The 26,860-nt window shown below is 59.5% G+C and carries 28 protein-coding genes; 19 read left to right on the top strand and 9 right to left on the bottom strand.

Translation table 11 applies throughout. The annotated features are described in order from the left end of the window. Positions 1 to 7 precede the first annotated feature (7 nt). Positions 8 to 895 (top strand): heme o synthase, encoded by an 888-nt coding sequence (gene cyoE, locus CWM53_RS21405; protein ID WP_002891629.1) that lies wholly within the window; start codon positions 8 to 10, stop codon positions 893 to 895. Between the two features lie 250 nt (positions 896 to 1,145). Beyond that, positions 1,146 to 1,520 carry a hypothetical protein gene (locus CWM53_RS21400; protein ID WP_100729388.1) on the top strand — a complete coding sequence of 125 codons (375 nt, stop codon included), beginning with the start codon at positions 1,146 to 1,148 and terminating at the stop codon, positions 1,518 to 1,520. A gap of 51 nt (positions 1,521 to 1,571) precedes the next feature. Here CWM53_RS21400 and CWM53_RS21395 read toward each other — a convergent pair whose 3' ends face one another. Beyond that, on the bottom strand, positions 1,572 to 2,330 hold the full coding sequence (locus CWM53_RS21395; RefSeq protein WP_061155560.1) for an IclR family transcriptional regulator C-terminal domain-containing protein: 759 nt from the start codon (positions 2,328 to 2,330) through the stop codon (positions 1,572 to 1,574). A 152-nt stretch (positions 2,331 to 2,482) separates the two neighbouring features. Between CWM53_RS21395 and CWM53_RS21390 the strand changes: the two genes are divergently transcribed. From CWM53_RS21390 to CWM53_RS21355, 8 genes are all read left to right on the top strand, one after another. After that, positions 2,483 to 3,304: a shikimate dehydrogenase family protein gene (locus tag CWM53_RS21390; protein WP_100631433.1), complete on the top strand. Its 822-nt coding sequence runs from the start codon at positions 2,483 to 2,485 to the stop codon at positions 3,302 to 3,304. Next, on the top strand, positions 3,301 to 4,977 hold the full coding sequence (locus tag CWM53_RS21385; RefSeq protein WP_074386740.1) for an FAD-dependent oxidoreductase: 1,677 nt from the start codon (positions 3,301 to 3,303) through the stop codon (positions 4,975 to 4,977). The genes CWM53_RS21390 and CWM53_RS21385 overlap by 4 nt, the downstream gene beginning before the upstream one ends. A gap of 13 nt (positions 4,978 to 4,990) precedes the next feature. Continuing rightward, positions 4,991 to 5,311: an NIPSNAP family protein gene (locus tag CWM53_RS21380; protein ID WP_004204812.1), complete on the top strand. Its 321-nt coding sequence runs from the start codon at positions 4,991 to 4,993 to the stop codon at positions 5,309 to 5,311. 10 nt (positions 5,312 to 5,321) lie between these two features. Then, positions 5,322 to 7,013, top strand: a complete 1,692-nt coding sequence (locus CWM53_RS21375) for an FAD-dependent oxidoreductase (RefSeq protein WP_100729389.1) — start codon at positions 5,322 to 5,324, stop codon at positions 7,011 to 7,013. Positions 7,014 to 7,075: 62 nt separating this feature from the next. Further along, positions 7,076 to 7,894, top strand: a complete 819-nt coding sequence (locus tag CWM53_RS21370) for a sugar phosphate isomerase/epimerase family protein (RefSeq protein WP_061155564.1) — start codon at positions 7,076 to 7,078, stop codon at positions 7,892 to 7,894. Between the two features lie 10 nt (positions 7,895 to 7,904). Next, on the top strand, positions 7,905 to 9,266 hold the full coding sequence (locus CWM53_RS21365; RefSeq protein ID WP_100729390.1) for an MFS transporter: 1,362 nt from the start codon (positions 7,905 to 7,907) through the stop codon (positions 9,264 to 9,266). Positions 9,267 to 9,600: 334 nt separating this feature from the next. Continuing rightward, a complete protein-coding gene (locus CWM53_RS21360; protein WP_100729391.1) occupies positions 9,601 to 10,779 on the top strand; it encodes a Gfo/Idh/MocA family protein in 1,179 nt (392 codons plus the stop codon). Between the two features lie 159 nt (positions 10,780 to 10,938). Then, on the top strand, positions 10,939 to 12,303 hold the full coding sequence (locus CWM53_RS21355; RefSeq protein ID WP_074386744.1) for an MFS transporter: 1,365 nt from the start codon (positions 10,939 to 10,941) through the stop codon (positions 12,301 to 12,303). Between the two features lie 43 nt (positions 12,304 to 12,346). On the opposite strand, the gene CWM53_RS21350 is transcribed toward CWM53_RS21355, so the two are convergent. Beyond that, the gene (locus CWM53_RS21350; protein ID WP_061155568.1) at positions 12,347 to 12,838 is read right to left on the bottom strand and encodes a YajQ family cyclic di-GMP-binding protein; all 492 of its coding nucleotides are present in this window, start codon (positions 12,836 to 12,838) and stop codon (positions 12,347 to 12,349) included. Positions 12,839 to 13,055: 217 nt separating this feature from the next. On the opposite strand from CWM53_RS21350, the gene panE reads away from it, so the two are divergent. From panE to CWM53_RS21335, 3 genes are read left to right on the top strand one after another with little or no spacing between them, the layout of a single operon-like run. Next, positions 13,056 to 13,967 carry a 2-dehydropantoate 2-reductase gene (gene panE, locus CWM53_RS21345; RefSeq protein WP_074386745.1) on the top strand — a complete coding sequence of 304 codons (912 nt, stop codon included), beginning with the start codon at positions 13,056 to 13,058 and terminating at the stop codon, positions 13,965 to 13,967. Further along, positions 13,930 to 14,523 carry a protein deglycase YajL gene (gene yajL / locus CWM53_RS21340; RefSeq protein ID WP_060619477.1) on the top strand — a complete coding sequence of 198 codons (594 nt, stop codon included), beginning with the start codon at positions 13,930 to 13,932 and terminating at the stop codon, positions 14,521 to 14,523. The genes panE and yajL overlap by 38 nt, the downstream gene beginning before the upstream one ends. Positions 14,524 to 14,574: 51 nt before the next feature. Further along, a complete protein-coding gene (locus CWM53_RS21335; protein WP_100729392.1) occupies positions 14,575 to 15,051 on the top strand; it encodes an SRPBCC family protein in 477 nt (158 codons plus the stop codon). 70 nt (positions 15,052 to 15,121) lie between these two features. On the opposite strand, the gene thiI is transcribed toward CWM53_RS21335, so the two are convergent. Further along, the gene (thiI, locus tag CWM53_RS21330) at positions 15,122 to 16,570 is read right to left on the bottom strand and encodes a tRNA uracil 4-sulfurtransferase ThiI (RefSeq protein WP_061155572.1); all 1,449 of its coding nucleotides are present in this window, start codon (positions 16,568 to 16,570) and stop codon (positions 15,122 to 15,124) included. Positions 16,571 to 16,751: 181 nt separating this feature from the next. On the opposite strand from thiI, the gene xseB reads away from it, so the two are divergent. The 4 genes from xseB to CWM53_RS21310 are packed head-to-tail and all read left to right on the top strand — an operon-like array spanning position 16,752 to position 20,810. After that, entirely contained in the window at positions 16,752 to 16,994 is a 243-nt protein-coding gene (gene xseB / locus CWM53_RS21325; protein WP_002891398.1) for an exodeoxyribonuclease VII small subunit, read from the top strand. A gap of 1 nt (position 16,995) precedes the next feature. After that, positions 16,996 to 17,895, top strand: a complete 900-nt coding sequence (ispA, locus tag CWM53_RS21320) for a (2E,6E)-farnesyl diphosphate synthase (protein WP_074386747.1) — start codon at positions 16,996 to 16,998, stop codon at positions 17,893 to 17,895. A gap of 18 nt (positions 17,896 to 17,913) precedes the next feature. Then, positions 17,914 to 19,776 (top strand): 1-deoxy-D-xylulose-5-phosphate synthase, encoded by a 1,863-nt coding sequence (gene dxs, locus CWM53_RS21315; RefSeq protein ID WP_100631429.1) that lies wholly within the window; start codon positions 17,914 to 17,916, stop codon positions 19,774 to 19,776. A gap of 59 nt (positions 19,777 to 19,835) precedes the next feature. After that, positions 19,836 to 20,810 (top strand): aldo/keto reductase, encoded by a 975-nt coding sequence (locus CWM53_RS21310; RefSeq protein ID WP_061155575.1) that lies wholly within the window; start codon positions 19,836 to 19,838, stop codon positions 20,808 to 20,810. Between the two features lie 45 nt (positions 20,811 to 20,855). Here the strand turns inward: CWM53_RS21310 and pgpA are convergent, their stop codons facing one another. The 6 genes from pgpA to nrdR form a co-directional block, all read right to left on the bottom strand. Then, positions 20,856 to 21,359 (bottom strand): phosphatidylglycerophosphatase A, encoded by a 504-nt coding sequence (gene pgpA, locus CWM53_RS21305; protein ID WP_008805378.1) that lies wholly within the window; start codon positions 21,357 to 21,359, stop codon positions 20,856 to 20,858. Beyond that, positions 21,352 to 22,323, bottom strand: a complete 972-nt coding sequence (gene thiL / locus CWM53_RS21300) for a thiamine-phosphate kinase (protein ID WP_074386749.1) — start codon at positions 22,321 to 22,323, stop codon at positions 21,352 to 21,354. The genes pgpA and thiL overlap by 8 nt, the downstream gene beginning before the upstream one ends. 73 nt (positions 22,324 to 22,396) lie before the next feature. Next, complete coding sequence (gene nusB, locus CWM53_RS21295; protein ID WP_008805376.1) at positions 22,397 to 22,816, bottom strand: transcription antitermination factor NusB; 420 nt, start codon at positions 22,814 to 22,816, stop codon at positions 22,397 to 22,399. 19 nt (positions 22,817 to 22,835) lie between these two features. Next, entirely contained in the window at positions 22,836 to 23,306 is a 471-nt protein-coding gene (gene ribE / locus CWM53_RS21290; protein WP_001021161.1) for a 6,7-dimethyl-8-ribityllumazine synthase, read from the bottom strand. Between the two features lie 87 nt (positions 23,307 to 23,393). Continuing rightward, positions 23,394 to 24,497 carry a bifunctional diaminohydroxyphosphoribosylaminopyrimidine deaminase/5-amino-6-(5-phosphoribosylamino)uracil reductase RibD gene (gene ribD, locus CWM53_RS21285; protein WP_016160372.1) on the bottom strand — a complete coding sequence of 368 codons (1,104 nt, stop codon included), beginning with the start codon at positions 24,495 to 24,497 and terminating at the stop codon, positions 23,394 to 23,396. Positions 24,498 to 24,500: 3 nt separating this feature from the next. Next, on the bottom strand, positions 24,501 to 24,950 hold the full coding sequence (nrdR, locus tag CWM53_RS21280; RefSeq protein WP_002890417.1) for a transcriptional regulator NrdR: 450 nt from the start codon (positions 24,948 to 24,950) through the stop codon (positions 24,501 to 24,503). A 147-nt stretch (positions 24,951 to 25,097) separates the two neighbouring features. Here nrdR and CWM53_RS21275 point away from each other — a divergent pair, with 147 nt between their 5' ends. Together CWM53_RS21275 and CWM53_RS21270 are read left to right on the top strand one after the other, a co-directional pair. Further along, positions 25,098 to 25,637 (top strand): DUF3251 domain-containing protein, encoded by a 540-nt coding sequence (locus CWM53_RS21275; protein ID WP_061155578.1) that lies wholly within the window; start codon positions 25,098 to 25,100, stop codon positions 25,635 to 25,637. A gap of 301 nt (positions 25,638 to 25,938) precedes the next feature. Then, a complete protein-coding gene (locus CWM53_RS21270) occupies positions 25,939 to 26,823 on the top strand; it encodes a nucleoside-specific channel-forming protein Tsx (protein ID WP_004204836.1) in 885 nt (294 codons plus the stop codon). Positions 26,824 to 26,860 lie beyond the last annotated feature (37 nt).

Genomic DNA, 26,860 nt, shown 5'->3' with positions numbered 1-26,860 from the left:
GGCGAGTATGTTTAAGCAATACCTGCAAGTAACGAAACCAGGCATTATTTTTGGCAACCTGATCTCCGTGATCGGCGGTTTCCTGTTGGCCTCCAAAGGCCACATCGACTATCCGCTGTTCGTCTGGACGCTCCTTGGAGTATCCCTGGTGGTCGCCTCGGGTTGTGTATTCAACAACTACATCGACCGGGACATCGATCGTAAGATGGAACGGACGAAAAACCGGGTGCTGGTCAAAGGGCTGATCTCGCCAGAAGCTTCGCTGGTGTACGCCACCTTGCTGGGTATTGCTGGCTTCATGCTGCTGTGGTTCGGCGCAAATCCGCTGGCCTGCTGGCTGGGGGTGATGGGGTTCGTGGTTTATGTCGGCGTCTACAGCCTGTACATGAAGCGCCACTCCGTCTACGGCACGCTGATTGGCTCACTCTCCGGCGCCGCGCCGCCGGTGATTGGCTACTGCGCGGTCACCGGTGATTTCGACAGCGGTGCGGCGATCCTGCTGGCTATCTTTAGCCTGTGGCAGATGCCTCACTCCTATGCCATCGCGATTTTCCGCTTTAAGGATTATCAGGCGGCAAACATTCCGGTACTGCCGGTAGTGAAAGGCATTTCAGTCGCCAAAAACCATATTACGCTGTACATCGTCGCCTTTGCCGTGGCGACCCTGATGCTCTCGCTGGGCGGCTACGCCGGGTATAAATACCTGGTCGTGGCGGCAGCGGTCAGCGTCTGGTGGCTGGGCATGGCGCTGCGTGGCTATAAAGTGGCAGATGACAAAGTCTGGGCGCGTAAGCTGTTCGTCTTTTCCATCGTCGCCATCACCGCGCTGTCCGTGATGATGTCCGTTGACTTTATGGTGCCGGATTCACATAGTCTGCTGGCTTACGTGAGATAATCACCCACGCCAGTGCGATATAAAGCCCCGTTTTTACGGGGCTTTTTCTTTTCTGTTTCCTCACCGCTTTCTTTCTCAATTCATATTTCCCTCCCCTCCCCCGTGCCCTTCTCACTCCCTTTTCGGCCAAAAAATGAGAAAAAAATGAGCCAGTACACACCGGGCATCACTCGCGCCGCACGGTCCTACAATGCTACCTTTCGCCCCGGGCTTATGCCCACCTAGAAAATAACCACTACAAGGAATTGCAATGAAAGAGTTAACATTGAATCAAATGGAGTACATCTCCGGTGGCTTTAGCCTGACCGGCTCTATCAGTGGCTTTAGCCTGACCGGCTCAGTCAGTAGCTATAGCCTGACCGGCTCGGCCAGCAGCTTTGCCAGTTTTGTCGCCAACTCGGCCGTCGGCTTCACCTCTTTTGTTCTCACCTCCGGCAGCGCGTTTGCCTCCTTCGTCGTCGACAGCGCGATGGCGTTTGGCTCCTTCCTGACAGGGCAGTCAAACTGGGAAACTTTTGTGACCGCCGGTAAGGAAAACTGGGGAGGTTTTGTTAACACCGCAGGCAACAGCTGGAACACCTTTGTCAATAACGCCGCCAGCGACTGGAACAGCTTACAGAGCTAAGCGCCAGCCTAAGCGACGTCTCTCTGAGGGCAGCACGATTCGCTGCCCTGTTTAGCTCACCAGCATCGCCTGCGCACTGTAGAGCAGATCGAGGTGGTCGCGGCATAAAGCCTCAAGTGAAGTACGCGATTGATGGCTAGTCAGACTCAGCGCTCCCCACCAGGTCCCTTCCCTGTCGGTTAACGGCACCGCCAGCACCAGCATGCCAATCTCAAACTCCTGTTCGATGGTGGCATATCCCTGGCGCCGCACCTGCGCGATTTTCTCCATCAGCGACGCGACGTCGGTCACCGTATAGGGCGTGCGTTGTTCCCGGGTAATGCGCTGCAAGACCGCCTCGCACTCGGCTTCCGGCAGCGAAGCCAGCCACAGTCGCCCCCCGGCGGTACAGAAAATGGGTACCCGCTCCCCGAGTCGCACCGACGTGGAGTTAAACGGCGTATGGCGGCTGCGGGCGATATAGACCAGTTCATCTTCATCCACCACGCCCACCGAGGCATGCTCCTCCGTCCGGCTGGCGATGTATTCGACAATCGGCCGCACCATGCGGGGAAACTGCGCCGAATCAACGTAAGCCTGACCAAGCCGCAGCGTTTTCGGAGTAAGCCAGTAATAGCGTCCGTCGGTTTGCAGATAGCGCTCATGCAGCAGCGTCAACAGAAAACGCCGTGCGGCGCTTTGCGTCAGGCCGCTCATTTTCGCTGCCTGGGCGACGGTGAGCTTTGGGCAAGTTTTGGAAAAAAGCTGGATAAGCGCCAGCCCTTTTTGTAAACCGACGATCAGATCGCGTGGATGAATGGTGTTTTGCATATTCGCTCACATTTTTGCAACATCATTATCGATTTCCTGCGATTATCGCAGCGATCGTGCGATTAACAACCGACATGTCCGAATTCTGCGTTGTCGCTCTCAGCTTCCACTGAAATACTTTCACAACATTCATTTAACAAATGAGGTTTGAAATGGTCAGTGGAACTACCCAGGTTGTCGCCGTGATTGGTCATCCGATCGCCCAGGTGAAATCACCGGATAACTTCAACCGCTACTTTGCTGAACAGCACATGGACAGTGTCATGATCCCGGTGGATATCGCCCCGGAAGCGGTGGTCGCCTACCTCAACGCCCTGCGCGGCTGGCAGAACATGACCGGCGTGCTGGTGACAGTACCGCATAAGCAGCGCGCCGCCGCGCTGGTCGACGACCTCACCCCCCGCGCGCGTCGTCTCAACGCCGTCAATGTGATCCGTAAGCTGGCGGATGGCCGGTTACAGGGCGATATGCTGGACGGCGTCGGCTTTCAGCTCGCCGCCGAGGCGCAGGGTTTTCAGCCAGCAGGAAAGCAGGCGCTACTCTCCGGGTGCGGCGGCGTCGGCAGCGCCATCGCCTGGGGGCTGTGCGAGGCGGGGATCCGTCAGTTGGCCCTGCACGATCAAAACCCGGCCACCCGGCAACGCCTGCACGATCTCCTTGCCGAGGCCTTTCCGGCGGTGCAACTGAGCGCGCTGCCGGACACCCTTCATGGCGTCGATCTGCTGGTTAATGGCTCGCCGGCGGGCATGGCCGGATTTGATGAGCTGCCCCTGCCGCAGGCGCTGCTGGATACGCTCGACAGCGCAACCCACGTGGCTGACGTTGTCACCGCCCCGGTGATGACGCCGTTGCTCACTTTCGCCGCCGCTCGCGGCTGCCGGGTGCAGACCGGGCCGGAAATGGCGCTGGCGCAGATGACGCTGATGGGCCAGTTTATCGGCGCCATCCCGCAGGCGCAGGGAGCGGCAGCATGAAGAGCTGGGATGTGATCGTCATCGGCAGCGGCGCCGCTGGCTTTGCCGCCGCGGTCACCGCCAGCTGCAAAGGGCTGTCGGTGCTGATGCTGGAGAAAGCTGGCCAGTTCGGCGGCACCTCGGCCATCTCCGGCGGCGCCGTGTGGCTGCACGATACCGATCAGGCTCGCGCCCTGGGCAAAAGCGGCAGCACCGAGGCGATCAAAACCTATCTGCGGACCATCATCGGCGAGGCCCACTATCGGGACGATATCGCCGAGGCGTTTGTCAGCGCCGGGCGGGAGGCGCTCTCCTTTCTGGAGCGCGAGGGGGCGGTGAAATACAGCCTGCGCCCGCTCTCACCTGATTACTATCCGGATGAACCCGGCGCGGTCGACGTCGGTCGGGCGCTGGAGGTGGTGGAGTATGACGGCCGTGAACTGGGTGACGCGTTTCGCGACCTGCGTTCGCCGCCGCCGGGGATGCTGCTGTTTGGCGGGATGATGGTCAACCGCGTCGATATTCAACATTTTCTCGACATGCGTCGCTCGCTGCGCTCCCTGGCCCATTGCACCCGGCTGCTGCTGCGCTATGCCCGCGACCGGGTGAAGTACCCTCGCGGCACCCGCCTGGCGATGGGCAATGCGCTGATAGCTCGCATGGCGACAACGGCGCTGCGAAAAGGCATGAACCTGCGGCTGAATGTCAATGTTCTGGCGCTGTGCGAAGCGCAAGGCGCGGTCACCGGGGTGGAGATTGAGTATCAGGGGCAAAAAGAGACGCTGCACGCCCGCCGCGGGGTGGTGCTGGCCGCTGGCGGCTTTGCCGCGGGCGCGCTGGCGGCGCGCTATCGGCCGCACACCCGCGAGCACTTCACCATGTCACCGCCGGCCAACGATGGCGCCGCGCTACGTCTCGCGGCGGCGCTTAACGCTCGCGAGGGAGCCGATCGGCAATCCAATTTTTTCTGGGCGCCTGTATCCGTGCTGACCCGTGCCGATGGCAGCGAGGAGCGCTTTCCCCATCTGGTGACCGACCGGGCCAAACCGGGCGTGATTGCCGTCAATCAGCGGGCGGTACGCTTCGTCAACGAGTCTAACTCCTATCACCATTTCGCCAGCGCGATGCAACGCGCTGCGGAAAATGCCCCCTGCTTTTTACTCTGCGACGCCCAGGCGATGAAGCGTTATGGCCTCGGGCTGGCACGCCCGGCGCCGGTCAACAATGACGCCCTGATCGCCGCCGGCTATCTGTACAAAGCCGACACCCTGGAGACGCTGGCGCAACAGCTTGGTCTGGATGCCCAAACGCTGAGCGAGACGGTTGCCCGCTACAACCGCGACGCCGCGCAGGGCGTGGATCGGGAATTTGCTAAAGGCGGCAACAGCTATAACCGGGCGATGGGCGATCCAGGTCATCAGCCTGACGCCTGTAACGCCCCCCTGCTCAGCGCGCCGTTCTATGCCATCAAACTCTATACCGGCGATCTGGGGACGTCGCGGGGCCTGGTCACCACCGCCGATGCACAGGTCGTCAACGCGGAAGGAAAACCCATCGCGGGGCTGTACGCGGTGGGAAATGACATGGATTCGCTGATGGCCGGCACCTACCCGGGTCCCGGCATCACCCTCGGCCCGGGGCTGACGTTTGGCTACCTCGCCGCCTGCCATCTGGCACAACACTCCCCCCACTAATCAGGAAAACATCATGATCTACGAAAAACGCACGTACACCATCAATCCGCTGAAAATGGCCGACTGGCTGGCGCTGTACCAAAGCGATGCCCTGGCGGTGCAGACCGACCATCTCGGCAAACTGATCGGCTTCTTTTTTACCGAGATCGGCGTGGTCAATCAGGTGGTGCACATCTGGGCTTATGAAAGCCTGGACGATCGCCTGGTGCGCCGCGCGCGAATGGCGCAGGACGAACGCTGGCAGACCTTTTCGCGGAAAAATCGCGAACTGGCCGCCGTTGAACGCCTGGAGTCGGTGCTGATGCGCCCCACCGCTTTTTCACCATTGCAGTAAGGAGCCCATCATGAGTGGGCCTGTGAAGGTGGATGTGCTGGTGGTCGGCTCCGGCGCGGCGGGACTCTCTGCCGCGGTCACCGCAGCTATGCACGGCGCCAGCGTCATGGTGGCGGAGAAAGCGTCGGTGCTCGGCGGGACCAGCGCCTGGTCCGGCGGCTGGCTGTGGATCCCCCGCAACCCGCTGGCGCGGGCGGAGGGCATCGACGAAGCGGCTGACGCCCCGCTGACCTATCTGCAGCATGAGATGGGGGGCGAAGCCGCCGACCTTCGCCTGCAGACCTTCCTGCGCCACGGGCCGGAGATGGTGGATTTTTTCCATCACAGGACGGCGGTGCAGTTTCTCTCGGGCAGCGCCATGCCGGACTTTCACGCGTCGCCGGGTGCGGCGAGCGGTGGGCGGTCGGTCACCGCTCAGCCCTACGATGGCCGTCAGCTCGGCGACTGGCTCCACCGACTGCGTCCGCCGCTGGAGACCATCAGCCTTGCCGGGATGGGCATCGCCGGCGGCGCGGATATGGCGCATTTTTTCAATGCCACCCGCTCACCGCGCTCCGCGCTGTATGCCGTCCGCCGCCTGCTGCGCCACGGCTGGCAGCGGCTGCGCGCCGGACGAGGGCAGCATCTGGTCAATGGCAATGCGCTGGTCGCCCGTCTGCTGCGTTCCGCCCTCGACGCCGGGGTGCGTTTTCAGCTTAATGCCCCGGTGGTCCGGCTACTGCAGGGTCCGCAGGGCGTGTCCGGCGCGGTGCTGCGCAGCGACGGTGGGGAGATTCACGTCGAAGCAGGTGCCGTGGTACTGGCCTGCGGCGGTTTTCCCCACGATCGGCAACGGCTGGCGCAGGTAGTGCCCCACGCGGCGGAGGGTTACGGCCATTTTTCCGCCGCACCGCCGGACAATCAGGGCGAGGGGATCAGGCTTGGCGAATCCGTCGGCGGCCAGTTCGACACCCGCCTGCGCCACCCGCTGGCCTGGGCGCCGGTGTCCCGCGTCACCCTGGCCAGTGGCCAGCAGCTGATGTTTCCCCATCTGGTGGAACGCGCCAAGCCCGGGGTGATCGCCGTCCTGCCCAACGGCAAACGCTTTGTTAACGAGGCCGACTCTTATCATGACTTTATCGCCGCCCTGCTGGCGGCCACACCCGCGGGCGACACGCCGCAGGCCTGGCTGCTGGCCGATCGTCGCGCGCTGCGTCGCTACGGCCTGGGCCATGCCAGACCGTTCCCCTTCACCCCCACCGCCTGGCTGCGTACCGGTTATCTGCAGCGGGGAAACACGCTGGGGGAGCTTGCGAAGCAGTGCGCCATCGACGCCAATGCGCTGGCGGAAACCGTTGAACGCTTTAACCACTTCGCCAGCACTGGCGAAGATGTCGATTTTCACCGCGGGGCATCAGCCTATAACCGCGCTCAGGGTGACCATCAGGTGACGCTCGGACCGCTGCGCGAAGGGCCGTTCTACGCGGTGCGCATTCTGCCCGGCTCGCTGGGCACCTTCAGCGGATTGCAAACCGACGAACGCGCCCGGGTGCTGGATGAACAGCAGCAGCCGATACCGGGCCTGTTCGCCATCGGCAACGACATGTCGAGCGTGATGCGCGGCTATTACCCCAGCGGAGGGATCACCCTCGGGCCGGCCATGACCTTCGGCTATCTGGTGGGCAAAAATCTGGCGGCAAACGTAGTAAAAACAAAACAATAAAAAACAACCAGGGACGGCAATACCCATAACTATCCTCACCTGCAACTGTACCGGAGCCCTTTATGAACATGCGTACCCTATCGCTCGCCGCGCTGACCCTGCTCGATGTCCCTCCCCCCGAACAGGTGCGGATAGCGGCCAGAACCGGTTTTACCCACGTTGGTCTGCGGTTGCTTCCCGCCACACCGGCCGATCCGGACTACGACATGCTGGGCGATACCCCGGCCGTGCGCGCGACGCTGGCCGCGCTGATGGAAACCGGCATCCGCGTGTCGGACGTAGAGATCGTCCGCCTGACCCCCGGATTTACGCTCGACGATCGGCTGCAGCGGTTTATGGAGACTGCGGCGCGTCTTGGCGCCGGACAGGTGCTGGTCGCCGGCAATGACGACAACCTTCAGCGTAGCGCCGACAACCTGGCCATCCTCGCCGCGGCCAGTCGCCCTTATGGGCTGACCATGAACCTTGAGCCGATGCCCTGGACCCAGTTGCGCACTATCGCCGATGCGCAGGCGTTGATCGCCGCCAGCGGGCGGGAAGATATCGGTATCCTGGTGGACGCCCTTCATTTCTGGCGCGCAGGAGAATCGCTCGCCGCCCTCTCCAGCCTGCCCGCGCATCATCTCAACTATATGCAACTCTGCGATGGCGCGGCGCAGAGGCCGGAAAGTGAGCAGGAACTTATCCGCCAGGCCCGCTCGGCGCGCAACGTGCCGGGGGAAGGCGGTCTGGATCTGCACGGTCTGATGTCGGCCCTGCCGGCGACGCTGCCGGTCTCCCTCGAAGTGCCGCTCGACGGTGAGCAGGGCGCCCTGCCGCCCCTCCAGCGGGCACAATTACTGTTCAATGCCGCGCAGCCCTACCTGCGCTCCTGCGCATAAGGAATACGCTATGACACAGACTCAACGCCTGGATGTCAGAGAGTTAATAAACCGTAACCCGCTGAGCCGCTTTCAAAAGCAGATCATTTTTCTCGGTTTTTGCGTTATCGCTCTCGATGGTTTTGATATCGCGATCATGGGGTTTATCGCCCCGACGCTAAAGCTGGAATGGGGGGTAAGCAACCACCAGCTAGGCCTGGTGATCAGCGCCGCGCTGATCGGCCTCGCGCTGGGGGCGATTTTCTCTGGACCGCTCGCCGACTGGCTGGGGCGCAAGAAAATCATTATCAATAGCGTCTTTTTCTTCGGCTTCTGGACCATCGCCACCGCCTTCTCGCACAACATTGAGCAGATGATGTTTTTCCGCTTTATGACCGGACTCGGGTTGGGCGCCGCGATGCCGAACATCGGGACGCTGGTGTCGGAGTACGCCCCGGAACGCCAGCGTTCATTTATTATTACCGTCATCTTTTGCGGCTTCACCTTCGGCGCGGCGGCAGGAGGATTCTCGGCATCGTGGCTGATCCCGCAGTTTGGCTGGCACTCGCTGATGGCGCTCGGCGGCATTCTGCCGCTGCTGTTTGCCCCCCTGCTTATCTGGCGGTTGCCGGAGTCAGTTCGTTTTCTGGTGATCAAACAAGCGCCAGCGGCGCGCATCCGCGCCATTCTTAACCGTCTCTATCCTGGACAAGTCAGCGACAACGTGACGTTTATCCTGCCGACGCAGCCGGCGGCCGGCAACGCGATGCGCATTGTGCTCTCCCGCCAGTACGGCTTCGGCTCGCTGATGCTATGGCTGGTCTACTTTATGGGGCTGTTCCTGGTCTATATCCTCGGTAGCTGGCTGCCAACGCTGGTTAAAGCGGTGGGAATGACCGTTAGCCAGGCGGCCATCATGACAGCGATCTACCAGGCGGGCGGCACCCTCGGCTCGCTGTTTGCCGGCTGGCTGATGGACAGGATCAACCCCCATCGCGCGCTGGGGATGATCTACGCTGTTGGCGGCCTGTTCACCATGGCAATGGGCTACGCCGCGGGCAGCTTTGCCCTGCTCTGTATGCTGGCGTTTATCAGCGGCGCCTGCCTGAATGGCGCCAATACCGGTATGAACGCCCTCTCCGCCCGCTACTATCCTACGCAGGCGCGGGCGACGGGATCCAGCTGGATGCATGGCGTCGGGCGCATCGGCGCCATTCTCAGCGCCTTTGCCGGTGCCGAGATGATGGCGCTCAACCTGCCCTTTGAAAGCGTCTTTTTGATCCTCGGTATCCCGGCAGCCCTCACCGTCGCAGGCCTGGCGGCGAAAGGCATCTTTGCGGCCGGTAGCCCCGCCGCCGCTTCACCTGCCCCTGCGTCTGCGCGCGGAGCGTAATGCTGTATTCTCCCTCCGGTGCAATCTGCGGATTGCACCGGGCTCAGCGGCCAAAAGAAGAAAATTTATTTCATATTTATCAAAAACGAAAAACCACCCACAACAACCTGGTCTGCCACGGGGGCGATAATCCCTCACTCACCTTTTCAATGAAGCCCAAAAGAAACTTTCGTTAATTCGATCCCCCTCGCATATATGGAAAATAAATTCCATATTACAATTGAAACAGAACAAATATTTCCTTAAGTTTAAGTCAGTCTATCCGGATGCGCGTTGCCGCAGGCGTCGGCATTGAGCGCCTCAGAGTGTGAATGATTTCAAAAAGGAGAGCACCATGTTAAACGGCCTGAAACCCTTATCCCGCTCCCTGCGTTGGGGCATGGTCGGCGGCGGGGGAACCAGTCAGATCGGCTACAGCCACCGCTGTGCAGCGCTGCGTGACAATGTTTATACCCTGCTGGCCGGCGCGCTTGACGTCGATGCCGAACGCGGGCGCGCGTTCGGTGAGCGACTGGGCATCGCGCCGGAGCGCTGCTACGCCGACTACCAGACCCTGTTTCGTGAAGAGGCGCAGCGCCCTGACGGCATCGAGGTCGTCTCGGTCACCACCCCGAACAATACCCATTTCGCTATCACCAAAGCGGCACTGGAAGCGGGCCTCCACGTCATCTGTGAAAAGCCCCTCTGCTTTAGCGCCGAAGAAGCACGCGAGCTGGTGGACCTGAGCAAAAAACAGAACAAAATCGTCGGCGTCACCTACGGCTATGCCGGCTATCAGATGATCCAGCAGGCGCGGCAGATGATTGCCGATGGGCTGCTCGGCGAGATCCGCATCGTTAATATGCAGTTCGCTCACGGCTTTCATAACCAGGCCGTCGAGCTGCAGGCTGAATCCACCCGCTGGCGCGTGACGCCGAAGTTTGCCGGGCCCAGCTATGTGCTGGGCGATCTGGCCACCCATCCGCTGTTTGTCGCCGAAACCATGGCACCGCAGCTTAATATCAAACGGCTGATGTGCTCCCGTCAGAGCTTTGTCCCCTCCCGCGCGCCGCTGGAAGATAACGCCTTTGTCCTGATGGAATATGACAACGGCGCGGTTGGCTCGATGTGGACCAGCGCCGTCAACAGCGGCGCCATGCACTCGCAAAAAGTGCGTATCGTCGGCGAAAAAGCGAGTATCGAATGGTGGGATGAGCATCCTAACCAGCTCAGCTATGAGGTGCAGGGCGAGCCGGCGCGGATTCTGGAACGCGGGATGCCCTACCTGTCGCCGAACGCGCTGGCGGATGACCGCATCGGCGGCGGCCATCCGGAAGGGCTGTTCGAAGCCTGGGCCAACCTCTATCGCCGCTATGCGCTGGCGATTGACGCCACGGACCGTGACGATCGCGCCTTCCTGCAAGACTTCTGGTATCCGGACGTTGAAGCCGGGCTGCACGGCGTCTATTGGGTCGAACAGTGCGTCAAATCGGCTGACGCTGGCAGCCAGTGGGTTGACTTTACTTTACCTTAATTTTTTCCCTCGCCAGTGGAGTCCCCCTCCACTGGTTTATTGATTTTTACCAACTTGTCTCATCGCGCAACAGCCCCGTAATATCTGTTAAACAAACATTTATTTACGCTTCTTACCCCCCGCCGCTACACTAGGCGCAGTTTTTATATTGAGGTGGTAATGAACGATAACAAAATGACGCCAGGGGAACTGCGCGCGACCTGGGGTTTGGGGACGGTATTCTCCCTGCGCATGCTTGGCATGTTTATGGTCCTGCCGGTTCTGACCACGTATGGCATGGCGTTGCAGGGCGCCAGTGAAGCGCTGATTGGCCTGGCGATCGGTATCTACGGCCTGGCGCAGGCGGTTTTCCAAATCCCCTTCGGACTGTTATCTGACCGTATTGGCCGTAAGCCGCTGATCGTCGGCGGCCTGCTCATCTTTGTACTCGGCAGCGTCATCGCCGCGCTCACCGACTCTATCTGGGGCATCATTCTTGGCCGCGCCCTGCAGGGCTCCGGCGCCATCGCCGCCGCGGTCATGGCCTTGCTGTCCGATCTCACTCGTGAACAGAACCGCACCAAAGCCATGGCCTTTATCGGTGTCAGCTTCGGCGTCACTTTCGCCATCGCCATGGTGCTGGGGCCGATTGTCACCCACCAGCTGGGTCTGCACGCGCTGTTCTGGATGATCGCCATTCTGGCGACCGTCGGCATCCTGCTCACCCTGTGGGTGGTGCCCAACAGCCATAACCACGTGCTCAACCGCGAATCCGGGATGGTGAAGGGCTGCTTTAGCAAAGTACTGGTGGAACCACGCCTGCTGAAGCTCAACTTTGGCATCATGTGCCTGCACATCATGCTGATGTCCACCTTTGTCGCGCTGCCCGGCCAACTGGAGGCCGCTGGCTTCCCGGCCGCCGAGCACTGGAAGATTTACCTGGTCACCATGGTTATCTCGTTCATCTCGGTGGTGCCGTTTATCATCTATGCCGAAGTGAAGCGCAAAATGAAGCGCGTCTTCCTGCTCTGCGTCGCCATCCTGCTGATTGCGGAAATTGTTCTCTGGGGCGCCGGGGGCTACTTCTGGGAGCTGGTGGCGGGCGTACAGCTCTTCTTCCTGGCCTTTAACCTGCTGGAAGCGCTGCTGCCATCGTTAATTAGCAAGGAGTCGCCGGCAGGCTATAAAGGCACCGCAATGGGCATCTACTCCACCAGCCAGTTCCTCGGCGTGGCGATTGGCGGCGCCCTTGGCGGCTGGGTCGATGGTTTCTTTGATTCGCAAACGGTCTTTCTGCTGGGCGCCCTGCTGGCAATGCTGTGGCTGCTGGTGGCCAGTACCATGAGCGAGCCGCCGTACGTCAGCAGCCTGCGGGTGGAAGTGCCGGACGGCGTGGTGGTCGACAGCGCGCTACAGACGCGCCTGCTGAACGCCAGCGGGGTTCAGCAGGCGCTGGTGGTGCCTGAGGAGCGCTCGGTGTATATCAAAATCGACAGCAAGGTCACCAACCGCTTCGAGATAGAGCAGCTCATCAAAGGGGTATAAAAAAAGCGGGGAAATCCCCGCTTTTTGCTGTCTGTCCGCCGCGTTAGTCGCGGAAGTTTTTGAACTGGAACGGCTGCCCCAGATCGCCACCGCGCACCAGCGCCATCACCGACTGCAGATCGTCGCGGGACTTACCGGTCACGCGGATCTCTTCGCCCTGAATCTGCGCCTGCACTTTCAGTTTGCTGTCTTTGATCAGTTTGACGAGCTTCTTCTGCACCGCGCTTTCAATGCCCTGCTTCAGCTTCGCTTCAACAAACCAGGTTTTACCGCTGTGCACGATATCTTCCGGCACGTCGAGGGAGGTGCCTTCAATGCCGCGCTTGAGCAGCTTGGCGCGCAGGATATCCAGCAGCTGGTTCACCTGGAAGTCAGACTCACTCAGTACTTTTATGGTTTTGTTGGCGTCGTTTAATTCAAAAGTGGCTTCAACGCCACGAAAATCAAAACGCGACTCGACTTCGCGGCTCGCGTTGTCCACCGCGTTACGGGCTTCCTGAAGATCAACTTCAGAGACAATATCGAAAGATGGCATCTTTTCCTCTCCTTCCGTTTCTTTTGCGTTGCATAATACCTGCAACGCGGCATAACTCAACTTGTTATCCCGGAAGCTTAGCTGATTACGCAACGCTCGCGCTATTTCCCCGTGCTGCCCGACGACGCCGAATCCCCCTTTCCGTCCGACAATGCGAAAAGCGACGAGATATACTTTAGCCATCAGCGCCTGGGGTAGCGGCAGATGAGGAGGAACAATGAAAGTAACCGTACTGGGATGCGGTGCACTGGGACAACTATGGCTGACCGCGTTGTGCAAACAGGGACATGAAGTCCAGGGCTGGCTACGCGTACCGCAGCCATTCTGTAGCGTCAATGTCATTGAAACCGACGGCTCGGTGTTCAACGAGTCGCTGACGGCCAACGACCCCGATTTTCTCGCCAGCAGCGAGCTGCTGATCGTCACCTTAAAGGCCTGGCAGGTGTCGAATGCGGTGAAGCACCTGGCCGGGATCCTGCCGGTCACCACGCCAATTGTGCTGGTGCATAACGGCATGGGCACCGTCGAGGAGCTGCACGGCGTGAAACAGCCTTTGCTGCTGGCCTCCACCACCCAGGCAGCGCGTCGCGACGGGAACGTGATCATCCACGTCGCCCAGGGCACCACCCATATCGGTCCGGCGAAAAGCTACGAGGAGGACTACAGCTATCTCGCGGAAGTCCTGCAAAGCGTACTGCCGGATGTCGCCTGGCACAACCATATCTACTCGGCCACCTGGCGCAAGCTGGCGGTGAACTGCGTCATTAATCCCCTGACCGCCCTCAAAGGGTGTAAAAACGGCGATCTGCGCCACTCTCCGCAGGAGGTTGCCGCCATTTGTCAGGAAGTGGCGGCGGTGATGGAGCGCGAAGGTATTCATACCTCGGCGGAAAACCTGCTATTTTATGTCTGGCAGGTCGTTGAAAGTACAGCAGAAAACATCTCATCCATGCTGCAGGACATTCGCGCCCAGCGGCACACGGAGATCGACTACATCACCGGTTTTCTGCTCAACCGCGCCCGCGCCCACGGCGTTGCCGTACCGGAAAACGCCCGCTTATTTGAACTGATCAAGCGTAAGGAGAATGAATATGAGCGCGTCGGCACTGATTTGCCTCGCCCCTGGTAGCGAAGAGACCGAAGCGGTCACCACCATCGACCTGCTGGTCCGCGGCGGAGTGAAAGTGACCACCGCCAGCGTCGCCAGCGACGGCGGCCTGGCCATCGTCTGCTCGCGCGGCGTCAAACTGCTGGCGGATGCGCCGCTGGTCGAGGTGGCCGATGGTGATTTCGATATCATCGTCCTCCCGGGTGGTATCAAGGGCGCAGAGTGCTTCCGCGACAGTCCGTTGCTGGTGGAAACCGTCCGACAGTTCCATCTCTCTGGCCGCATTGTGGCCGCCATCTGTGCCGCTCCAGCGACCGTGCTGGTGCCCCATCAGCTGTTCCCGATCGGTAACATGACCGGTTTTCCGGCGCTGAAGGAGCATATCCCCGCCGATCAGTGGCAGGATAAACGGGTGGTCTGGGATCCACGGGTGAATCTGTTAACCAGCCAGGGGCCGGGGACATCGATCGATTTCGCCCTGAAAATGATTGACCTGTTGGTGGGTCGCGAGAAAGCGTATGAAGTCGCCTCACAGCTGGTGATGGCCGCCGGCATCTATAATTACTACGAAGCCTGATAGCTGGTCCGCGCCGCGGACTGGTTCCCCTTTTTCCTGAGGAGTCGTAGCATGTCCCGTAGCGCAACCGATTCTCGCGATCTTGTCATCAGCCGCCTGCTCAGCGCGCCAGCCTCTGCCCTGTGGCGCGCGTGGGCCGACCCGGCATTACTCAAAACCTGGTGGTGCCCGAAGCCCTGGTATACTGAGGTTCTGGCCTTTGATTTTCGCTCTGGCGGGGCTTTTCACACCGTGATGCACGGCCCTGACGGTGAACGCAACGATAACCCTGGCTGTTTTCTTGAGGTCATCCCGCAACAAAAAATCGTCATGACCTCGATGCTGACGGCGGATTATCGTCCTGCCGTGTCCCCTTTTGCCATGACGGCCATCATCACCTTTGCCGACGAAAAAGACGGATGTCGCTATACGGCCACGGTGCTGCATGCGGATGATGAAACTCGCGAGCAGCATGAGCAGATGGGATTTTTTGAGGGCTGGAATATCGTCATCGATCAGCTGAATGACCTGGCGATGACCCTGTGCTAATGCGCTGACCCGGAGATGACAAAAAGGCCTTCCATCGGGGAAGGCCTTTTTCAATATGGATGGCAACCCGTTACGGGCGATAAACTTTCACGTTGCTAAAGCCCTGCTCGCGCAGATAGAGCGCCTGCAGACGGCTCATCACGCCGCGCTCGCACCACAGCAGCCAGGTTTTGCTCTGATCGAGATCGCCAAATTTGGTGCTCAGCTTGTAGAACGGCAGCGAAACGACCTCAACGCCCTCGACCTTCAGCGGCTTGTCTTCCTGCTCGTCAATGGAGCGAATGTCGAGGATCGCGTCGTTGGCGCCAAAGCCGGTCACGGTTTCCACTTCAACCACAGAGGCTTCCGTCTGCTGGGCGATATCGCGAATGTCGATATTGCTCGCCTCTTCCACCACTTTATCGAGGATGCTGAAATCGAAGTGTTCTTCTTCCGCTTCAATCTTCGCCTTCACCGCCTTCACGGTCGGGCTCTTCGAGATCACGCCGCAGTATTCCGGCATGGTGCGGGCGAAATCTTCCGTGCCGATCTCACGCGCCAGGTCGATGATGTGCTCTTTATCGTGCGAAATCAGCGGGCGCAGGATCAGAGTATCGGAGACATTGTCGATCAGGCGCAGGTTAGTGAGGGTCTGACTGGAGACCTGACCGAGCGCTTCGCCGGTGACCAGCGCCTGCACGCCGTAGCGTTCCGCGACTTTTGACGCGGCGCGGACCATCATACGTTTGAGCACGACGCCCATCTGGCCGTCGTCCACTTTTTCGAGGATTTCGCCGACCACCGGCTCAAAGTTAATCGCCACAAAGCGAACGCGGTGCGAGCTGCCGAAGCGGTTCCACAGGTAATGTGCGACCTGGCGGACGCCAATCTCATGGGCGGCGCCGCCAAGGTTAAAGAAGCAGTAGTGCACGCGGCAGCCGCGGCGCATCAGCATATAGCTGGAAACGCCGGAGTCGAAGCCGCCGGAGATCAGCGACAGCACATCTTCCTGGGTGCCGATCGGGAAGCCGCCGATGCCTTCATAGCGGCCTTTCACCAGCAGCAGGCGATCGTTTTCAATCTCGAGATTGACGGTGACGTCCGGGTCGGTCAGCTTCACGCGCGCCGTTTCAATATGCTGATTCAGACCGCCGCCGACGTAGCGTTCCACCTCAATTGAGGTGAATTCATGTTTACCGCGACGCTTCACACGCACGCAGAAGGTTTTGCCTTCCAGCGCCTCGCGCCACAGCGGCAGCGTCTTTTCAAAAATATCGTGCAGCGAGGTGAACGGTACGTCTTCGACTTCCAGAATATGGTGGATGCCGGGGATACGGGTCAGCGCATCGCGAATAGCCGGGCGCTGATTTTCATCTTTCGCGCGAACTTCGATATGATCCCAATGACGGACGACGGCCAGCGTCTCGTCATAGTTTTTGAGAACGTTACGAATGTTCCCGGTTAAGATTTTAATGAAGCGCAACCGCACAGATTGGCTTTTGATGGTGATTTCCGGGAACAATTTAATGATAAACTTCATGGCGACAATAGTTCGTTGGCAAGCCCGACAGGGCTATAAGCAAAAGTTGTAAAGCAGCGCACACCGGTGCCTGCATCCTGGGCGCGGAGTATATCACCATTGCGCGTTATTTGCTTACACGCGTGACTTCGTTACCATACCCGGTATTGCCGTCGCGACATAACAAGAGTCTACATTCACTATGCCAAAGAAAAATGAGGCCCCGGCCAGCTTTGAAACTGCTCTGGGCGAACTGGAGCAGATCGTTAACCGTCTGGAAAGCGGCGATTTGCCGTTAGAGGAAGCGCTAAGCGAATTTGAACGCGGCGTACAGCTGGCGCGCCAGGGGCAAAGTCAGCTGCAGAAGGCCGAACAGCGCGTGCAGATCCTGCTGGCGGATAGTGAAGATTCCCCGACCACGCCTTTTACGCCGGACGCTGAATAAAATGGATTTCCCGCAACAATTGCAGGCCTGTGTGGAACAGGCTAATGGGGCATTGCGCCGTTTTATCGCGCCGCAGCCTTTTCAGAACACTCCGCTGGTGGAAGCGATGCATTATGGCGCACTCTTAGGGGGTAAACGCCTGCGCCCCTTCCTTGTCTATGCCACCGGCACGATGTTCGGCGTCAGTCGCACCACGCTCGATGCCCCCGCCGCTGCGGTCGAATGTATTCATGCTTATTCCCTGATGCATGATGATTTGCCGGCGATGGATGATGACGATCTGCGTCGCGGACTGCCGACCTGTCATATTAAATTTGGCGAAGCCAACGCAATTCTTGCGGGAGATGCCCTGCAAACGCTGGCGTTCTCTATACTCAGTGATGCGCCGATGGTCGACGTCTCTGACCGGGACCGGCTGGCGATGGTCTCCGAACTGGCGCAGGCCAGCGGCGTGGCGGGTATGTGCGGCGGCCAGGCGCTGGATCTGCAGGCGGAAGGACAGCAGGTGGATCTGCAGGCGCTGGAGCGTATCCATCGCCACAAAACGGGGGCGTTGATCCGCGCCGCCGTCCGGATGGGGGCGCTGAGTGCCGGCGAACGCGGCCGCGCCGCCCTGCCCGCGCTGGATCGCTATGCGGAAAATATCGGCCTGGCCTTCCAGGTCCAGGATGACATTCTCGACGTGGTAGGGGATACTGCGACCCTTGGCAAACGTCAGGGTGCCGACCAGCAATTGGGTAAAAGCACCTATCCCGCCCTCCTGGGTCTTGAGCAAGCCCGGAAGAAAGCGCACGACCTGATCGCTGATGCCCGCCGGTCGTTAGATGAGCTGGCTGCACAATCTCTGGATACTTCGGCACTGGAAGCGCTCGCGAATTACATTATTCAGCGCGATAAATAAACAAAAAATGAGTCTCTGATGAGTTTTGATATTGCCAAATACCCGACCCTGGCGCTGGTAGATTCCACCCAGGAGTTGCGCCTGTTGCCAAAAGAGAGCCTGCCGAAGCTGTGTGATGAGCTACGGCGCTATCTGCTGGACAGCGTCAGCCGCTCCAGCGGTCACTTTGCCTCTGGCCTCGGCACGGTGGAACTGACCGTGGCGCTGCACTACGTGTATAACACGCCGTTCGATCGCCTGATCTGGGACGTCGGCCATCAGGCCTACCCGCATAAAATTCTGACCGGCCGCCGGGACAAAATCGGCACCATTCGTCAGAAAGGCGGCCTGCATCCCTTCCCGTGGCGCGGTGAAAGCGAGTATGACGTGCTGAGCGTCGGCCACTCCTCCACCTCCATTTCCGCCGGTATCGGGGTGGCTATCGCCGCCGCGAAAGAGGATAAGCAGCGGCGCGCAGTGTGCGTGATTGGCGACGGGGCGATCACCGCCGGCATGGCGTTTGAAGCGATGAACCACGCCGGGGATATCAAACCCGACCTGCTGGTCGTGCTGAATGACAATGAAATGTCGATTTCCGAGAACGTCGGCGCGCTGAACAATCATCTGGCGCAGTTGCTCTCCGGTAAGCTCTACTCCACCCTGCGCGAAGGGGGCAAAAAGGTCTTCTCCGGGGTGCCGCCGATTAAAGAGCTGCTTAAACGGACCGAAGAACATATCAAAGGGATGGTGGTACCGGGAACGCTGTTTGAAGAGCTGGGCTTTAACTACATCGGGCCGGTCGATGGCCACGATGTGCTCGGTCTGGTCAGCACGCTGAAGAACATGCGCGATCTGAAAGGCCCGCAGTTCCTGCATATTATGACCAAAAAGGGCCGCGGCTATGAGCCCGCCGAGAAAGACCCTATCACCTTCCATGCGGTGCCAAAATTCGACCATACCAGCGGCGTACTGCCCAAAAGCAGCGGCGGCCTCCCATCCTACTCGAAAATCTTCGGCGACTGGCTGTGCGAGACGGCGGCCAAAGACAGCAAGCTGATGGCGATCACCCCGGCGATGCGCGAAGGCTCAGGCATGGTGGAATTTTCGAAGAAATTCCCCGATCAGTACTTTGACGTCGCCATCGCCGAGCAGCATGCGGTCACCTTCGCCGCCGGGCTGGCGATTGGCGACTACAAGCCGGTGGTGGCGATCTACTCCACCTTCCTGCAGCGAGCCTACGATCAGGTGATCCACGATGTGGCTATCCAGAAACTGCCGGTGCTGTTTGCTATCGACCGCGCCGGGATTGTCGGCGCAGACGGCCAGACGCATCAGGGGGCGTTCGATCTCTCCTTCCTGCGCTGTATTCCGGATATGGTGGTGATGACCCCGAGCGATGAAAATGAATGTCGCCAGATGCTGTACACCGGCTACCACTACAATGACGGCCCCTGCGCCGTGCGCTATCCGCGCGGCAGTGGCACCGGCGCGACGCTGGAGCCGCTGGCATCGCTGCCGATCGGCAAAGGGGTGGTGAAACGCCAGGGCGAGAAGCTGGCGATCCTTAACTTCGGCACCCTGCTGCCGGAAGCCGCGGCAGTAGCGGATAAACTCAACGCGACCCTCGTGGATATGCGATTTGTGAAGCCGCTGGATACGGCGCTGATCCTGCAGTTGGCCGGCGAACACGACGCGCTGGTGACGCTGGAGGAAAACGCCATCATGGGCGGCGCCGGCAGTGGCGTGAACGAAGTGCTGATGGCCCATCGCCGGGTGGTACCGGTGCTCAATATTGGCCTGCCGGATTGCTTTATTCCTCAGGGCACTCAGGAAGAGATCCGCGCCGACCTTGGCCTCGATGCCGCCGGTATTGAAGCCAAAATCCGCGACTGGCTGGCATAATTGCCCCCCTGCTCCTGCTATGCTTAAGGGATACCCTTGATGAATAGCAGGAGCGCACTATGCACTATGTCCCCCTCGGTGATACTGCCTTACGTGTTTCCCGACTCTGCCTCGGCTGTATGACCTTCGGCGAGCCAGACCGCGGCAGACACGCCTGGACGCTTCCGGAAGAGAGCAGCCGCCCGCTTATCCAGCACGCCATTGAAGGCGGCATCAACTTCTTCGATACCGCAAACAGCTACTCCGACGGCAGCAGTGAAGAGATCGTCGGCCGCGCCCTGCGCGACTTTGCCCGCCGTGACGAGGTGGTTGTCGCCACCAAGGTGTATCACCAGGTCGGCGATCTGGCAGAAGGGCTTTCCCGGGCGCAGATCCTGCGCTCCATCGACGACAGTCTGCGCCGTCTCGGGATGGACTATGTCGACCTGCTGCAGATCCACCGCTGGGACTATACCACCCCGATTGAAGAGACCCTCGAAGCGCTGGACGAGGTGGTGAAAGCCGGCAAAGCGCGCTATATCGGCGCCTCGTCCATGCATGCCCGACAGTTTGCCCAGGCGCTGGCGCTCCAGCAGCAGAACGGCTGGGCGCGCTTCGTCACCATGCAGGATCACTACAATCTGATTTACCGGGAAGAAGAGAATGAGATGCTGCCGCTGTGTCAGCACAACGGCGTGGCGGTGATCCCGTGGAGCCCGCTGGCGCGCGGCAGACTGACCCGCCCCTGGGGAGAGACCACCGCCCGGCTGGTTTCGGATGAGTTCGGCAAAACGCTTTACAGCACCAGCGAAGAAAACGACGCGCAGATCGCCGGGAATCTCGCGGACGTGGCGGAAGAACTCGACGCCAGCCGCGCCCAGGTCGCCCTCGCCTGGCTGTTAAGCAAACCCGGCGTTGCCGCGCCGATTATCGGTCCATCGCGTCAGGAACAGCTCGACGACCTGCTGCAGGCGGTGGATTTGACGCTTTCTCCGGAACAGATCGACAAGCTGGAGGCGCCGTATCAGCCGCATCCGGTGGTGGGATTTAAGTAACAAGTGTGGTTTCCCCGGCAGCAGGATGCTACCGGGGACAGACGATTAAAGCAGACCGATGGGCCAGTGATGGCCAATGACATACAGCACGCCGGCCGAGATCACGCCGGCGACGATATCGTCGACCATAATCCCCATTCCGCCGTGAATATTGCGGTCAAACCAGCGAATCGGCCACGGCTTCCACATATCGAAGATACGGAAAATCACGAAGCCGGCGGCCACCCACTGCCAGTCCAGGGTCGGCAGCGCCATCAGGGTGATCCACATCCCGACAAACTCATCCCAGACAATACTGCCGTGGTCATGAGTGCCCATATCTTTGGCCGTACGATGGCAAAGATAAACCCCAATACAGATGCTCATCATCACCACCAGCGAGTAGAGCTGCCAGGGGAGAAAGGTCATCAGATACCAGAATGGGATCGCCGCCAGCGACCCCATCGTCCCCGGAACCACCGGGCTTAAGCCGCTGCCAAAGCCAGTCGCCAGCAGATGCCACGGGTTACGCATACTCAGGCGGCGTAGCGCCTCGTCTCGACTACGCAAAGTGATCGTATCCCTTTAAATCAAGCGCGACCGGCTTACCGTCGCGGATAAACTGCAGCCCTTCGCTCTCCGGCGCAATCTGTCCGATACAGGTAAAACGCGCGCCAAGATGGCCGAGAGCCACATCCAGCGCCCCGCGGTTCAGCTCCGGTACGGTAAAGCACAGTTCGTAATCTTCTCCGCCGGCGAGCGCCCAGCGCAGCGCCTGCTCGGGCTCCACCTGGCGCAGCATCGCGTCGGAATACGGCATGGCATCGAGATCGATGCGCGCGCCGCAGCCGCTGGCTTTAAGAACATGGGCCAGATCGGAAATCAGGCCGTCGGAAAGATCGATAGCCGATGTCGCCAGGTCACGCAGCGCCTGGCCCTGCAGCACGCGCGGCATCGGCCGCAGATGACGGGCCAGCAGGTAGTCGGCGTCAGACGGTTCATCCACCGTCAGCCGGTTCTGCAACACGGCCAGGCCGGCGGCGCTGTCTCCCGGGGTGCCGGTGACATAGATCCAGTCTCCTGGCTTCGCGCCAGCGCGTTTCATGGCGCGCCCTGGCGGCACAAAGCCGTGAATACCCAGCGTCATGGCGAGCGGGCCACGGGTGGTATCACCGCCAATCAGCTGCATATCGTAATAGTCCAGCTGGACAAACAGGCTGTCGCTAAAGGCTTCCAGCCAGGTTTCATCCACCTCTGGCAAAGTCAGCGCCAGCGTGAGCCACGCCGGTTCCGCGCCCATCGCCGCGAGGTCGCTCAGGTTCACCGCCAGCGCTTTATAAGCGAGGTCGGCAGGGTCGATATCGGGTAGGAAGTGATTGCCCGCCACCAGGGTGTCGGTGCTGATTGCCAGCGTTTTTTTCTCGGGGATATTCAGGAGCGCGCAGTCATCGCCGATGCCGGTTTCAACATCAAGGCGGGCGCTTTTAACGCGATCAAAATAACGGGCAATCAGGGAAAATTCGCCGCATGCCATACGTTATGCCTCAGCAAAGAAAAAAATAAGGCCGGGTTCGCTGGATGATATCCTGCAAAGCCCGGCCTGGCGTTTACTTTTTGCGGGGACGAATTACCGGAGCCGCTTTGTCCAGCACGCCGTTGACGAACTTATGGCTATCTTCAGCGCCGAAGGTTTTCGCCAGTTCGATAGCTTCATTGATGGCCACTTTATACGGTACGTCATCACGTTTGGACAGCTCAAACAGCGCGATACGCAGCACCGCTTTTTCCACCTGGCCCAGCTCTTCCAGCTGACGGGACAGGTAGGGCTTCATCAGGCCGTCGAGGTACGCGCTGTTAGTCGCCACTCCGGACAGCAGTTCACGGAAATACAGAACATCTACATCTTTTACGTCCTGTTCCGCCAGGAACTGGTATTCGACATCAGCGATGTCGTTGTGGGACAACTGCCAGGAGTAGAGCGCCTGGACGGCACACTCACGGGCGCGGCGACGAGCAGCAGGTTTCACGGAATTCCCCTTACAAAAATCAGGCCTTGATGGCTTTCAATACGTTAATCATTTCCAGCGCGGTCAGCGCAGCTTCTGCGCCTTTGTTACCGGCTTTGGTGCCAGCGCGCTCGATGGCTTGTTCAATACTTTCAGTGGTCAGAACACCAAAGGCTACCGGGATTTCGCTGTCCTGAGCGACATGCGCCAGGCCATTGCTGGCACCGCCAGCCACATATTCAAAGTGGGCAGTACCGCCGCGGATCACCGTACCCAGCGCGATCACCGCGTCATATTTACCGGTTTTCGCCAGTGCGCCAGCCGCCAGCGGCAGCTCATACGCGCCTGGAACCCAAACAACGGTGATGTTTTCATCTTTTACCTGACCAATGCGTTTCAGGGCGTCAATCGCACCTTCCAGCAGGCTGTCATTGATAAAGTTGTTGAAACGCGCAATGGTGATGGCGACGCGAGCGTCCGGGGTAGCAACGTTAGCTTCAATAATGTTCATACTCTTCCTTCGGGTTCATGTGCCCCGCAAGGGGGGCGGATTTTATCATATTATTCTGAGCGCTGCTTCCTAATAATCAGGAAAGCCTCACGCAGTGGTTAAATGCAGGCAGACATCCGGGCCAACCTGACGTATCTCATTGAATTTGAAATGGGGTGCCTGGCTCAGTTCTTCAAGCCCCGGCAGCGCGCATAATCCACGCGCCGCATTGCCTAACAGTTTAGGCGCAATATAGACGATAAGCTCGTCGACAAGGCCAGCCTGCAGCAGCGCCCCGGCAAGCGTCGCTCCCGCCTCCACCCAGACGCTGTTCACCTGCTGTTTGCCAAGCAGCATCATCAGCAACACCAGATCGAGATGGCCGTTATGTTCCGGCACCAGCAGCGTACGAACGCTTTCCGGCCACTGGCGCTCATCCGCACGCAGGCGGGCAAACAGCGTTTCTCCTGCCTGCTGCACAATACGGTGCTCAGGCGTGACGCGGTTCTGACTGTCGATGACGACGCGCAGCGGTTGGCGCAAATTCTCTTCGGGATAAAGCGCCTGGGTATCGGCGCTCAACTCCTGCCAGCGCACGGTCAGCGCCGGATCGTCCGCCAGCACGGTGGCGCTGCTGGTGAGGATCGCATGACTCTGGGCGCGCAGACGCTGCACGTCGCGTCGTGCCTGCGGGGAGGTGATCCACTGGCTTTCACCGCTGGCCATCGCCGTGCGGCCGTCCAGCGAGGCGCCCAGCTTCAGCTGCACCCAGGGAAAACCGGTGCGCATCCGCTTCAGGAAGCCCTTATTCAGCGCTTCCGCTTCGTTCATCATCAGCCCGTGGCTGACGTCAATACCGGCCTGCTGCAAACGATACAGACCGCGCCCCGCCACCTGCGGGTTTGGGTCCTGCATCGCCGCCACCACGCGGCTGACGCCGGCGGCAATCAGCGCATCGCAGCATGGCGGCGTACGGCCATGGTGGCTGCAGGGCTCAAGGGTGACGTAGGCGGTGGCGCCCTGCGCCTTTTCGCCGGCCATGCGGAGCGCGTGCACTTCGGCGTGCGGCTCGCCGGCGCGATAGTGAAAGCCCTCGCCGACGATCTCGCCGTCTTTCACAATGACGCAGCCGACGTTAGGGTTAGGATGGGTGGTAAAGCGACCGCGCGCGGCAAGCTTAAGCGCACGCGCCATGTACATTTCGTCCTGCATGGCTTAGTCCTGTAAACGGGCGATCTCTTCGCCGAACTCTTTGATGTCTTCGAAGCTGCGATAGACGGAAGCGAAGCGAATATAGGCGACCTTATCGAGCTTCTTCAGCTGCTCCATCACCAGATTGCCAATCATTTTGCTCGCCACTTCGCGCTCACCGGTGCCACGCAGATGGGTTTTGATATGGTTGACCGCCATTTCCACGTCATCGGCGCTAACCGGGCGTTTCTCCAGCGCTTTCAGCATCCCGCTGCGCAGCTTGTCTTCGTTGAAGGGTTCGCGCACATCGTTACTCTTCACCACCCGGGGCATCACCAGCTCCGCCACTTCGAAGGTAGTAAAGCGTTCGTTACAGACCAGACACTGCCGACGGCGACGCACAGAAGAGCCTTCCCCCACCAGACGAGAGTCGATCACTTTGGTATCCACGGCGAAACAGAAAGGGCAATGCATAGCGCGTCCTGACAGGTAGTTAAACTGAAGGGTAGTTTACCGCGAAGTGACCTGACTACAAAGAAAGAGCTTTTGAGACAAAGGATCTATGGGAGAGGCAGGCGGTTTGGCTACCATTAAGCATCCTCTGCAAACGGAATCCTGACCATGACAAGACGTTACCTGAAACTCGCCATCGTTGGCAGCCTGTTCACCCTGAGCGCCTGCGCCCAGCAAAGCGAAGTCCGCCAGATGCACCAGAGCGTGAGTACGCTGAGCCAGGAGATGACCCAGCTTAATCAGCAAACGATTAAAATCACCCAGCAAAATGCGCTGAACGCGAAATCCACCCGCGGCGTCTATCTGCTGCCGGATGCCAAAACCCCGGCGCGGCTGGAGAGCCAGATCGGCACCCTGCGCATGTCGGTGGGCAGCATTACGCCGGATGGCGACGGGTCACGCCTGACTTTACGCATTCAGGGTGAATCCAACGATCCGCTGCCGGCCTTTACCGCCACCGTCGCCTCCGGGCAGATCACCGGCACCACCCACAGCTATCAGGAAATCAATGTTCAGGATCAGCTGATTAGCGCCCCGGCCAGCATCCTCGCCCCCAGCGATGTGGATATCCCGCTGCGCCTGAACGTGACGCCGGACAAAGTTGGTTTTATTCGCGTCCACGATATCCAGCCCGCCGCCGCACAGTAAGCCTTCACGCCGGGCCAGCCCCTGCCCGGCGACGTCCTGCCCCCGTCGTTTTTATCCACTTACAACTTTTCACAAGAGTTCATTAGAAATCGTTCTGCCCCGCGATTTTCAGTAGCATTTTGTCAAGAAATGCATAGAATCGTGAACGCAATCGATTACGCATGTTCTGGTTATGTGAAACAACACGTATTTTTGTGAGCAATGATTCCTATAATAGACCCCCACAGAAAGACGAAATATTTAGAAACGCTTCGGCACTTCTTTTAACGCCTTCAGGCTCAAATTAAACAGTGGCATTACTATGAAAAAAACATTACTGGCAGCGGGTGCGGTTGTGGCGCTCTCCACTTCTTTTACTGCGGGCGCGGCAGAAAACGATAAACCGCAGTACCTGTCTGACTGGTGGCACCAGAGTGTTAACGTGGTGGGCAGCTATCACACCCGTTTTGGACCGCAGATCCGTAACGATACCTACCTGGAATATGAAGCGTTCGCCAAAAAAGACTGGTTTGATTTCTACGGCTATATCGATGCCCCGGTATTCTTCGGCGGCAACAGCACGGCAAAAGGTATCTGGAACAACGGCTCGCCGCTGTTTATGGAGATCGAACCGCGTTTCTCTATCGATAAGCTGACCAATACCGATCTGAGCTTCGGGCCGTTCAAAGAGTGGTACTTCGCGAACAACTATATCTACGATATGGGCCGCAACGATTCTCAGGAGCAGAGCACCTGGTATATGGGTCTGGGTACCGATATTGATACCGGCCTGCCGATGAGCCTGTCACTGAACGTCTACGCCAAATACCAGTGGCAGAACTACGGCGCGTCCAACGAAAACGAGTGGGACGGCTACCGCTTCAAAGTGAAATACTTCGTGCCGCTGACCGACCTGTGGGGCGGCTCGCTGAGCTACATCGGCTTCACCAACTTCGACTGGGGTTCTGACCTCGGCGATGACAACTTCTACGATCTGAACGGGAAGCACGCGCGCACCAGCAACTCCATCGCTTCCAGCCACATCCTGGCGCTGAACTACGCGCACTGGCACTACTCGGTGGTGGCCCGTTACTTCCATAACGGCGGCCAGTGGGCTGACGATGCCAAGCTGAACTTCGGCGATGGCGATTTCAGCGTCCGCTCGACCGGCTGGGGTGGTTACTTCGTGGTCGGTTACAACTTCTAATTGCTGATACGGCAACACAGCGCCCGGGCCACCCGGG

It is taken from the genome of Klebsiella sp. A-Nf5, assembly GCF_002810545.1.
Taxonomy (GTDB): domain Bacteria; phylum Pseudomonadota; class Gammaproteobacteria; order Enterobacterales; family Enterobacteriaceae; genus Klebsiella; species Klebsiella variicola.
Note: the sequence above shows the minus strand (reverse complement) of the source record. Positions and strands in the feature narration are given on the sequence as shown.